We start from the raw sequence: 11439 nt of genomic DNA, 5'->3' as shown, positions 1-11439 counted from the left end.
GTATTACGCGTTGCGTTGTTACGTCATGTAAAGAAATTGCGATAGCTGTTGAGGATGCGTTACCCGTCGTGTGTAGCATTTTGTGTTAAGCTGAAAGGCAGGTGGGCGTTAAGCCCGTTTGTTTCACTTACATGCAAAAGGTTGCATCATGGATCGATTTCCACGTTCTCATGGTTCCATTGTTCAGCAGGCTGGCGCAGGCCTGCAAACCTATATGGCGCAGGTCTATGGCTGGATGACCTGTGGCCTGTTGCTGACGGCGTTTGTTTCCTGGTACGCCGCCAACACCCCGGCGGTGTTGCAGATGGTGTTCTCCAGCAAAATTACCTTTTATGGACTGGTGATCGCCCAATTAGGGCTGGTGTTTGTGTTGTCCGGCATGGTGCACCGTCTGAGTGGCGGCGTTGCCACTACGCTGTTTATGCTTTACTCCGCGTTGACCGGTCTGACGTTGTCCAGCATTTTCATTGTCTACTCCGGTGAATCCATTGCCAGTACCTTTGTGATTACCGCCGGGATGTTCGGCGCGATGAGCTTGTACGGTTATGTCACTAAACGCGACCTGACCGGTCTTGGCAGTATGTTGTTTATGGCGTTGATTGGCATCCTGCTGGCAACGCTGGTGAATTTCTGGCTGAAAAGCGAAGGGTTACAACTTGCCATCACCTACATCGGCGTGCTGGTATTTGTCGGCCTGACCGCGTACGACACGCAGAAACTGAAAAACATCGGTGAAGAGCTGTCGGTTGATGATCGGGATAACTTCCGCAAGTACTCGATCATGGGCGCGTTGACGCTGTATCTCGACTTCATCAACCTGTTCCTGATGCTGCTGCGTTTATTGGGTAACCGCCGCTGAGTGTGATGATAATCAGTGATAAACGGAGCCAATTGGCTCCGTTTTTTTTGCTATTTCCTGTCGTTGTCATCCATTGGCGTGCGCTCCACCTGGGTTAACTGTGGGCTGTGCGCCGGTAGCCAGCCGACCATCGATGGGAAACGTTTCAGGAAATGAAACACCACCATGCTTTTGAACACCTGCCAGTATGAGCGTTTCGGTAGTTGTGCGGGGTCAACCTGTACGCAATCTTCACGAATAAGCTGGTGCAGGTTGTCCTGCAATTGCTGGTTGAAGTCCCGGTCATTGATAAACAGATTGGCTTCCAGATTGAGCGCCAGACTGAGCGGGTCCAGGTTGCTGGAACCGACGGTAGACCCGTATTCATCCTGTAATGCGACTTTGCCGTGCAGTGGCCGACGGCGGTATTCATAAATAGCTATCCCGGCGTTTATCAGCCACGGATAGAGCAATCGAGCGCCTATCAGAACTATCGGCATATCCGGTTGACCCTGGATGATAAGTCGTACCTGTACACCCCGGCGAGCAGCCTTGCGCATTGCCCGCAATAACCGATAGCCGGGAAAGAAATAGGCATTGGCGATAATCACTTCACGTCTGGCTCGCCGTAGCATTTGCAGGTATTGACGCTCGATATCACGGCGGTGCAGGCCGTTGTCGCGCCAGACAAATAGCGCCTGTGCGTTGCCGGGGTGGATATTACGCGCCGGGCGGCGCAAACGTCGCCGCCACCAGATGCGCGGCTCCTCATCATGTGCCAGTGCCGCCAGTACAAAGCGGTTGATATCGTCCACCACCGGGCCACGCACTTTCACGGCGTAATCCTGCTTGGCCTCCGGACCGTAATCGTTGAGGTGGTCAGCGGAATAATTGATGCCGCCTATCCAGGCGGTGTGACCGTCCACTACCACTATTTTACGGTGCAGTCGCCGGAATAAATTGGTACGCAGCAGGCCGAACAATGGAGGGCGCGGGTCGTAAAAATGGAAACGTACCCCGGCTTCCACCATCGGCGACAGAAAGTCGGGCGACAGGTCGCGTGAACCATAGCCGTCAGCGGTGGCATCTATGCTGACGCCGCGCTGTGCTGCTTCAATCAATACCTCTCGCAACGCGTAGCCAACGTTGTCTTCAAACCAGATAAAGGTTTCCAGCACTACCCGGCTGCGGGCCTGGCGGATAGCGTTAAACACGCTGGGATAGTATTCATCGCCATTCACCAGCAGTTCAATTTGATTGCCGTCGCGCCACTCGGTTTTCACAAATGAATCTCCACTGCCAGCGGCGCATGGTCAGACAGATGCGACCATGGCCTGGACGGCAGCAGCTTCGGTACGCTGGTGCGGGCGTTGCGCACGTAGATGCGGTCAAGTCGTAACAATGGAAAACGTGCCGGAAAGGTACGCGGCGGTTTGCCGAAATGGCGGCTGAACACCTCTTCCAGACCAGCACGGCGTTTGAGCAGAGTGCTGGCCTTCATTTGCCAGTCATTGAAATCCCCGGCGACAATCAACGGCGCATCAGTGGGTAGCGTGGCCAGCAGGTCACACAAGAGCGTCAATTGCTGCCGCCGATGCGAGGCGGTCAGCCCCATGTGCACGCACACCACGTGAATATGCAAATCCCGGTTAGGGACTTTCAGCACACAATGCAGAATGGCGCGTCTGGCCTTTTCGGACACCGACACGTCCAGATTGCGATAGCTGAAAATCGGGAAATGCGACAGCACCGCGTTACCATGCTCGCCTTCCGGGTAGACAGCGTTACGCCCGTAGGCGTAATCGTTCCACATGGTTTCGGCCAGAAATTCGTAGTGCGGGGTATCCGGCCAGTGCTCCACCTGCAATGGGTGAGTGGAGTGGCGCCCCAGCACCTCCTGCAAACACACAATATCGGCGGAAACCGAACGTACGGCATCACGCAGCTCAGGCAGGATGAAACGGCGATTGAGTGCGCTGAACCCTTTGTGAGTATTGATGGTCAGCACAGTGAAAGAAAACCCTAATGACGGCTGCGAGACGGTATCCATTGTTTTCCCTCGTTCTCAGGTAGCTGAAATCAGTGTAGTCAGTGTTTGACAAGACGTCGTTGACGCCGGATACAGGTGGCGATGAAAAATTAGCCAATCTTGCGCCGAAACAGGGCGTAAGCCGTGCTGCCGGTGGTGGCGGTAATCGCCAGTAGCGGCCATATCCCACGCCAGATGACAGCCAGGCTGGCATTTTTCAGATAGATCTGTTTGGTTATGTCGGTGAAATGGCGCACGGGATTAACCCAGGTAAGCTGTTGCAGCCATAACGGCATGTTTTCGACGGGCGACAAATAGCCGGAGAGCAGAATGGCAGGCATCACGAAGACAAATACGCCGATAAATGCCTGTTGCTGGGTGGCGCAGAACGCAGAAATCAGCAGCCCGAACCCCACCAGCGATAATCCATACACCAGCATACTGAGGTAAAACAGCAGTAACGAGCCGGAAAACGGAATACGGTAAGCAAGGATGCCGGCTGCCAGCACGATACTGGCCTGAACGGTGGCGACAATCAGCGCCGGGACCGCCTTGCCGATGAAGATTTGCCCGGTAGAAAGTGGTGAAACCAGCAACTGCTCCAGCGTCCCTTGTTCCCGTTCGCGCGCCACCGACAGCGCGGTGACGATCAATACGCCAATGGTGGTGATCAACGCCACCAGCGACGGCACCACAAACCATTTGTAGTCCAGATTCGGGTTGTACCAGTGGCGAATCACTAAGTCGCTCTGGTGCGTCAGTGTCGGGTCGTTTAGCTGTTCCTGCTGGTAATCCTGCACTATCTGCTGGATATAACGAGCGGCGATCTGGGCGCTGTTGGAGTGGCGTCCGTCAAGCAGCAACTGGATGCGGGTCGGCGTGCCGCCAGCCAACTGACGGGAGAAATCGGGGGGAAAGCGCGCCAGCAGCAGCGCTCGTTGATTATCAATCGTGGGGGCGATGTCCTGCGGGCTATGCAGCATGATGACCCGCGAAAAAGCGCTGGCGCTGGCGAAACGCTCCGTCAGTTCCACCGAGGCGGGGCCATTGTCCTCGTTGTAAATAGCGAGTGTGGCGTCGGTGACGTCCAGTGTGGCGGCAAACGGGAACAGCAGTACCTGTAACAGCACCGGCAACACCAGAATGGCGCGCGTTTGCGGCTCGCGCAGCAATGACTGAAGCTCTTTGCGGATAAGCGTCCACAAGCGGTGTAACATACTTTTCTTCTCTCTCAGTATGCCGGCATCCGTTCGGCACTTCCCAACAACAGATTTCCCTGACCTAATCGAGCCGGCAAGGGGTTTTCCAGGCCGTCAGACCAATGAAAAATACTGCGGATGTTATCAAAAACAGCAGGTTCATCAGCAATACGCTACCGATGTTCCCGGCCAGAAACAGCGTTTGCAGCGTGCTGACGAAATAGCGGGCGGGGATCAGGTACGACACCGCCTGCACCAGCACCGGCATACTGTGGATCTCAAAAATAAACCCGGACAACATCACCGCAGGCAGAAACGCGGCATTGAGCGCTACCATCGCCGCGTTGAACTGATTGCGGGTCAGGGTAGAAATCAGCAACCCCATGCCCAGCGTACTGGCGAGAAACAGGCTACTCAGGCCAAACAGCAGCCATAGCGAGCCACGATAAGGCACGCCCAGCACAAACACCGCCACCACCACACACAGCACCATGGCTATCATGCCCAGCACGTAATAAGGGAGCAATTTGGTGAGCAGCAGTTCGACACGGGTAACCTGGGTTGACAACAGTGCTTCCATGGTGCCCCGTTCCCACTCGCGGGCGATCACCAGCGAGGTCAGAATCGCGCCGATCACCGTCATGATGATGGTGATGGCGCCGGGGATGATGAAGTGTTGGCTGATGGCGGCGGCGTTGAACCAGTAGCGAGTCTGTACCTCAATCAGCGGTTGGTAGCGGCCACCGTGGTCTTGCGCATACTGTTGCTGCCAGAGTTGCCACACTCCTTGCGCGTAGCCCTGTACGAACTGCGCGGTATTGGGTTCGCTGCCATCGGTAATGACCTGAATCGGTGCGCGGTCTTGCGGGTGTGCCAGCCGTCTGGCGAAATCAGCCGGGATGACGATCAGTCCGCGGATCTGCCCGGCCTGCATCCGTTCGATCAGCGCCGGTCGGTTATCGCTAAGGGTGACATCCATAAACGGCGATCCGGTAAAGGCGCGCGCCAGGCTGTCGGCTTCAGCGCTGTGCTGTTCCATCAGTATGCCGACATTCAGGCGGCTGGAGTCAAGGTTAATGCCATAACCGAAAATAAACAGCAGCAACAATGGGATGACAAACGCAATCAGTGCGCTACTGGGATCGCGCAGAATCTGACGGGTTTCCTTCAGACATAGCGCTCGCAGCCGTCGCCAGGAAAAACGCTGATCATCAATGTGTTGTGGCATCAGCCGTCTCCCGATCATACGCCTGTACCAGTGTGATAAACGCCTGCTCCATGGTCGGTTCCGGCGTGTCGTCACAGGCGGCCTGGCGCTTGAGGTCGTCCGGCGTACCGCTGGCGATGATCCGACCGCGATATACCAGTCCGATGCGGTCGCAGTATTCGGCTTCGTCCATAAAGTGGGTCGTGACCATAACCGTGACGCCTTTGTCTACCATGCCGTTAATGTGCTGCCAGAACTCCCGACGGGTAAACGGGTCAACGCCGGAGGTGGGTTCGTCAAGAAACAGGATGTCCGGTTCGTGCATCAGCGCGCAGGCCAGCGCCAGCCGCTGGCGAAAACCGAGCGGTAGGGCATCCGGCGTCTGCTGGAAAATGGGATGAAAGTTGAACGCCTGCGCCATGCGGTTCACTTTATCTTGCTGGCGCTGACCACGCAGGCCGTAAACACCAGAAAAAAAGCGCAGGTTCTGTTCCACGGTCAGGTTGCCGTACAGCGAAAATTTCTGCGCCATGTAGCCAAGATGCTGGCGCGCCCGGCCAGAACGGGTTTTGAGATCCATATCCAGCACCAGCGCCTGACCGTCGGTTGGCGTCAGCAGGCCGCACATCATACGAAAGGTGGTGGATTTACCGGCACCGTTTGGCCCCAGCAGCCCGAAGATTTCACCACGACGGACCTGAAAGTTCACCCGGTCAGTGGCCGCAAAATCGCCGAACTTTTTTGTCAGGTTACGGGCTTCGATCACCGTTTCTCCGCGGTGAGTGTCGCGTTGCGGCAGGATAGCCGCCAGCGATGAAGTAGCGTCAGGGCCGCCACCCAGCAGGTCAATGAATGCATCTTCAAAACGCGGCGCGGTATTTTGTGCGCTTTCCGGCGGCAGGCCGAGGGTGTGCAGCAGGGTGTGTCGATCCGCCTGCGGTTTCAGAATCAGCCGCACATAGCGCCCCTGAATGACGCCGTCGCTCACCTGCGGTTGGCGCAGCGCCTGTTGCAGCAGGCGGCGATGATTGCTACCCGGCTGGTCGAGCAGAATACAACGGCCCGCCATTTGTTGCGTCAGGTCGGCGGGCGCGCCCCGATAGAGCAATTCCCCCTCGTTGAGCAGCAGCACGTCGCGGCACTGTTCCGCCTCATCCAGATAGGAGGTACTCCAGAGAATCAGCATACCGTCGTCTGCCAGTTCATGTACCATGCGCCATAACTCGCGGCGGGAAATGGGGTCAACGCCGACTCCCGGTTCATCCAGCAGCAGTACGCTGGGTTGCCCCAGCAGGGTACAGGCCAGCCCCAGCTTTTGTTTCATGCCGCCAGAGAGTTTGCCTGCCAGCCGGGTGGTGAAGCGCGTGAGGTCGGTAAACTGCAACAGCCGATCAAAGGTAGTGCGCCGGGTGTCACCGGTGATGCCGCGCAGGTCGGCATACAGCGTCAGATTTTCCATCACCGTAAGGTCTTCATACAGGCCAAATTTTTGCGGCATATAACCAAGTCGGGCGTGTAACTGACGGTCATCGGCTATCGGGTCAAGCCCCAGCACCCGAAGGGTGCCTGCGCTCGGCGTCAGCAGTCCGGCCAGCATCCGCATCAAGGTGGTTTTGCCCGCGCCGTCCGGCCCTATCAGCCCGGTAACCGCACCGGCGCGAATTTCAGCGCTCAACTGCGCCAGCGCCGGTTTTGCCTGACCAGCAAAGCGTTTTTCCAGCGCATCAAGGCGAATCAATGGTGTGTCATCGGTCATGGAAAGCATTGTCCTGCGCCAGCGTGAGTGTCACCGGCATTCCCTGACGCAGACCATCGTCTGCATCGTTAACGATGATGCGTAACCGATAGACCAGATCGGTGCGTAACTCCGTGGTTTCGACGTTTTTGGGCGTAAATTCGGCGCTGGGCGATACAAAACCAATTTTGCCGTGATAGGGACTATTCGGGCGGCTGTCGGTGTAAATCAGCACCTCGCGCCCCGGCGCGGCGCGGCCTAGCTGGGTTTCACTGACGTAGGCGCGAATCCAGACCGGTTGCGTTAACGACAGGGTAAATACGGTGCCGCCGGCGTTCAGCATGGTGCCGGCTTCGGCAGCACGCGTCAGGATCACGCCGGGAGAGGGCGCATACAGGCGCGTATCCTGCACATTTAGCTGAGCCTGTGCTTCGGCGGCTTGTGCTTGCGCCAGCGCGGCTTCGGCAGCGGCGATTTCCTGCGGGCGGTTACCGCGTTGATACTGGCTCAGTTTTTGCCGTGCTGCCTGTAACGCGGCTTGCGCCTGATTACGGGTAGATCGAGCGTCTTCCAGCGTATTGGTGGCAAGGGTGTGCTGTTTCCACAAGCCAAGCTGACGTTGGTAGAAACTGTTGGCGTAGTCGTAAGCGGCCTGTGCCTGTTCCAGTTGTGAATGCACCTGGGCGATTTCCTCGCTGCGGTAGCCTGCCTGCAACAGCGCCAGTTGTGCCTGTGCACTGGCAACATTGGCTTTCGCCTGTTGCAGCGCGTTTTGCAACGGTGCACTATCCAGCCGGGCTAACAGTTGTCCCGGCTGGATAACATCCCCTTCATCCACATTCAGACTTGCCAGTCGTCCGCCAACCCGGAACCCCAGATTGACGCTGCGGATATCTACATTGCCATACAGCGTCAACGGCATGGCCTGTTGATTCCGTTGTTTCATCAGGCCATAACCGGCAGCGGCGATAGCAATGACCACCAGCACCAGCCATAACCCTGTTTTCTTATTCATAGCGCTCCCGATATGCTCCTGCGTCCTGTTCGTGCCATTCATGTCGTGATTGTCGAGCCCGCATAGACGATGACATCGCTCTAAGAGTAAGAATAATGCCTCGTTCCACAGATTGCCGCGTTCTGCCGGAAAGTAGGTGGATTCTACGCGGATATCCGCTGACGTTTGTGATGGATGAATCCGATTTTTTAATCAGTAACTGCTTGATATACCAAAAGCGCAGAACCATTTTGCGCACAATGCAGAGGATAAAATGTGATCGACAGATAAAAATTCCTTGGACAGGCGATTTTCTGTTATAATCGCGCGCAGTCATGCACCGTAGTTTGTGCCCATTCATCTGGAGTCAGCGTTGTGCGGTAATAGATGCCGACTCAGCGTTACTCCATCTGTCGTCACCCTAAAAACTGCACCGGTAGATATCGGGTAGGGTGAATCTGGAGTTGTTCTCGTTATGTCTTTTGAATCTCTCGGTCTGAGTGCCGATATTTTGCGCGCTGTGGAAGAGCAGGGCTATCGTGAGCCGACGCCGGTTCAGCGTCAGGCGATTCCGGTAGTGCTGGAAGGGCGCGACCTGATGGCCAGCGCCCAGACCGGAACCGGTAAAACCGCGGGTTTCACGCTGCCGTTGCTGCAATTGCTGAGTGAACGCCCTGTGATGGCGAAAGGCCGCCGTCCGGTACGGGCGTTGATCCTGACGCCAACCCGTGAACTGGCCGCACAGATCGGCGAAAACGTGCTGGCGTACAGCAAGTATCTGCGTCTGCGCTCTCTGGTGGTGTTTGGCGGCGTTAGCATTAATCCGCAGATGATGAAGCTGCGTGGCGGCGTCGATATTCTGATTGCCACGCCGGGTCGTCTGCTGGATTTGGAACACCAGAACGCGGTTGACTTGTCTCAGGTGGAAATTCTGGTGCTGGATGAAGCGGATCGCATGTTGGACATGGGCTTTATCCACGATATCCGTCGGGTACTGGCGAAGTTGCCGCCGAAACGGCAGAACCTGCTGTTTTCCGCTACGTTCTCTGATGAAATCAAAGAACTGGCCGGCAAGTTGCTTGATAAACCGGCTTCGGTGGAAGTGGTGCGCCGTAATACCCCGTCCGAGCTGGTGACCCAGCACGTGCACTTTGTGGACAAAAAACGCAAGCGCGAACTGTTGTCGCACCTGATTGGTAAACACAATTGGCAGCAGGTGCTGGTGTTTACCCGTACCAAGCACGGTGCCAACCATCTGGCGGAACAACTGAACAAAGACGGCATCACTGCCGCCGCTATCCACGGCAACAAGAGCCAGGGGGCGCGTACCCGTGCGCTGGCTAATTTCAAGGACGGCGAGATTCGGGTGCTGGTGGCGACCGATATCGCGGCTCGTGGATTGGATATCGACCAACTGCCGCATGTCGTGAACTATGAACTGCCGAATGTGCCGGAAGATTATGTGCACCGTATTGGCCGTACTGGTCGGGCGGCCTCTACCGGTGAGGCGTTGTCATTGGTATGCGTCGATGAGCATAAACTATTGCGCGACATCGAACGTCTGTTAAAGCGGGAAATCCCGCGTATTGCGATTGCGGGTTACGAACCGGACCCGACCATCAAGGCCGAACCGATCCAGAATGGCCGACAGGGTGGGCGTGGCAGTCGCGGCGGGGCGCCGCGTCAGGGCGAGCGACCGCAAAGTGAGCGTGCCGCCGGGCGTTCGCAGGGAGATCGTCCCCACCAGCCGCGCCGTGAGGGTGCCGCGCGTCCGGCGGGCCGTCCGGAAGGACAACCCGCCCGTCGGCGAGCGCCGCGCAAACCAGCCAGCGGTCAGTAATATCCTACACTGCCGCTTTCGCCTCCGCCTCCGGTTGCCGCCGGGGGCTATAAAACATCACTGCGTTGCCTGCCAGAATCAGCAACAACCCCAGCACAGCGTTAGTCCGCCATACGTACCCTTCGTACAAGGTAGAAATAGAGAGCGCAACTAACGGTAAACACATTTTTTATCAGGTGAATATTCGTCCATAATTCCTGTGCTATGGCGGGAAAGTGTCACAGCGGGAAAGTGTTGACTTTCCCGTCCATTCTTTTGCCGGTCCCGGTTGCGTTGTGGCTCCCATTAACCGTTTATCCTGCCAACAGTTTCTTTCATCGACAGTTTCTCCCGCTGACAGTACCATTTACTTTTTTGCGATGAGTTGAGTTATGCGCGTTTTACTGGCCCCGATGGAAGGGGTGCTGGATGCTTTGGTGCGGGAATTACTCACCGAAGTGAATGATTACGATCTCTGCATCACCGAGTTTTTGCGGGTGGTGGATAGCCGTCTGCCGGTAAAAGCGTTCTATCGATTGTGCCCTGAATTGCGCCATGGCAGCCGTACACCGTCTGGCACGCGGGTGCGGGTGCAACTGCTCGGTCAGTACCCGCAATGGCTGGCGGAAAATGCCGCACGGGCGGTGGAGCTTGGGTCATGGGGCGTCGATCTCAACTGTGGTTGTCCATCCAAAATGGTGAACGGCAGCGGTGGCGGTGCTACGCTGCTCAAAGACCCTGACTTGATCTATCGGGCTGCCAAAGCGATGCGCGAAGCGGTGCCGTCATCGTTGCCGGTAACGGTAAAAGTGCGGCTGGGTTGGGACTCTGGTGATCGCCAGTTCGAGATTGCCGACGCCGTACAGCAGGCAGGAGCCAGCGAGTTGGTGGTGCATGGGCGTACCAAGGAAGAGGGGTACCGGGCAGAGCGCATCAACTGGGCGGCGATTGGCGAGATCCGCAAACGCCTGCGTATTCCCGTTATCGCCAACGGAGAAATCTGGGACTGGCAAAGCGCACAGGATTGCATGGCCGTGACCGGTTGCGATGCGGTGATGATTGGCCGCGGTGCGCTCAATGTGCCCAACCTGAGTAGGGTCATCAAATATCGTGAAGCGCGTATGCCGTGGGCGGAGGTGGTGCAATTGCTACAGAAATATGTGCGGCTGGAAAAGCAAGGCGACACCGGCTTGTATCACGTAGCACGCATCAAGCAGTGGCTGGGTTATCTGCGCAAGGAGTATGACGACGCCAGTGAGCTGTTCAGCCAGATTCGAGCGTTGACGACCTCCGCCGATATTGCACGAGTTATTGATGATATCGGATGAAAGGATTGCAGATAACGTGCGGTGCCATAGCGAGTGTCGCAATCTGAGGAGGGTTATCTGCATCGTACGGCGATGATAATCTATTCGTAACGACCTGTTCATGAAAAGAAAACTTACAACAATGTACTCATCTGATCAGCAAAATGGCAGTCAGTGGATTGAATTATTATGCTTTCGTATCTATACCTGATCATCGAAAAAAATAATTTGTAATAATGCCCTGATGAAATAGAGGGAATGTTGGTGTAAAACGCTGCATTCCATTTCAACATGCTGAACGCACATCCAAC

The 11439-nt window shown here is 56.3% G+C and carries 9 protein-coding genes and 1 pseudogene; 3 read left to right on the top strand and 7 right to left on the bottom strand.

Translation table 11 applies throughout. The features are described from left to right. Nucleotides 1–148 precede the first annotated feature (148 nt). Nucleotides 149–859 (top strand): Bax inhibitor-1/YccA family protein, encoded by a 711-nt coding sequence (locus Dpoa2040_RS02390; protein WP_042870001.1) that lies wholly within the window; start codon nucleotides 149–151, stop codon nucleotides 857–859. A gap of 50 nt (nucleotides 860–909) precedes the next feature. Here Dpoa2040_RS02390 and clsB read toward each other — a convergent pair whose 3' ends face one another. The 6 genes from clsB to hlyD form a co-directional block, all read right to left on the bottom strand. Then, nucleotides 910–2121 (bottom strand): cardiolipin synthase ClsB, encoded by a 1212-nt coding sequence (gene clsB, locus Dpoa2040_RS02385; RefSeq protein WP_168640157.1) that lies wholly within the window; start codon nucleotides 2119–2121, stop codon nucleotides 910–912. Then, nucleotides 2118–2888 (bottom strand): endonuclease/exonuclease/phosphatase family protein, encoded by a 771-nt coding sequence (locus Dpoa2040_RS02380; RefSeq protein ID WP_168640156.1) that lies wholly within the window; start codon nucleotides 2886–2888, stop codon nucleotides 2118–2120. The genes clsB and Dpoa2040_RS02380 overlap by 4 nt, the downstream gene beginning before the upstream one ends. Nucleotides 2889–2977: 89 nt before the next feature. Beyond that, nucleotides 2978–4084, bottom strand: a complete 1107-nt coding sequence (locus Dpoa2040_RS02375; RefSeq protein ID WP_168640155.1) for an ABC transporter permease — start codon at nucleotides 4082–4084, stop codon at nucleotides 2978–2980. A 64-nt stretch (nucleotides 4085–4148) separates the two neighbouring features. After that, complete coding sequence (locus Dpoa2040_RS02370) at nucleotides 4149–5294, bottom strand: ABC transporter permease (protein ID WP_168640154.1); 1146 nt, start codon at nucleotides 5292–5294, stop codon at nucleotides 4149–4151. Continuing rightward, entirely contained in the window at nucleotides 5278–7029 is a 1752-nt protein-coding gene (locus Dpoa2040_RS02365) for an ATP-binding cassette domain-containing protein (RefSeq protein WP_168640153.1), read from the bottom strand. The genes Dpoa2040_RS02370 and Dpoa2040_RS02365 overlap by 17 nt, the downstream gene beginning before the upstream one ends. Next, complete coding sequence (gene hlyD / locus Dpoa2040_RS02360; RefSeq protein ID WP_168640152.1) at nucleotides 7019–8023, bottom strand: secretion protein HlyD; 1005 nt, start codon at nucleotides 8021–8023, stop codon at nucleotides 7019–7021. Before hlyD ends, Dpoa2040_RS02365 begins: the two co-directional genes overlap by 11 nt. 454 nt (nucleotides 8024–8477) lie before the next feature. Between hlyD and rhlE the strand changes: the two genes are divergently transcribed. Then, nucleotides 8478–9842: an ATP-dependent RNA helicase RhlE gene (gene rhlE, locus Dpoa2040_RS02355; protein WP_168640151.1), complete on the top strand. Its 1365-nt coding sequence runs from the start codon at nucleotides 8478–8480 to the stop codon at nucleotides 9840–9842. A gap of 4 nt (nucleotides 9843–9846) precedes the next feature. Here rhlE and Dpoa2040_RS02350 read toward each other — a convergent pair. Continuing rightward, nucleotides 9847–10008, bottom strand: a pseudogene (locus Dpoa2040_RS02350) (EamA family transporter); the annotation flags it as partial. A gap of 205 nt (nucleotides 10009–10213) precedes the next feature. Between Dpoa2040_RS02350 and dusC the strand changes: the two are divergent. After that, a complete protein-coding gene (gene dusC / locus Dpoa2040_RS02345; RefSeq protein ID WP_168640150.1) occupies nucleotides 10214–11149 on the top strand; it encodes a tRNA dihydrouridine(16) synthase DusC in 936 nt (311 codons plus the stop codon). Nucleotides 11150–11439: the final 290 nt, after the last annotated feature.

The organism is Dickeya sp. CFBP 2040 (assembly GCF_012273755.1).
GTDB lineage: Bacteria > Pseudomonadota > Gammaproteobacteria > Enterobacterales > Enterobacteriaceae > Dickeya > Dickeya poaceiphila.
This window is presented reverse-complemented; position numbering and strand designations above follow the sequence as displayed.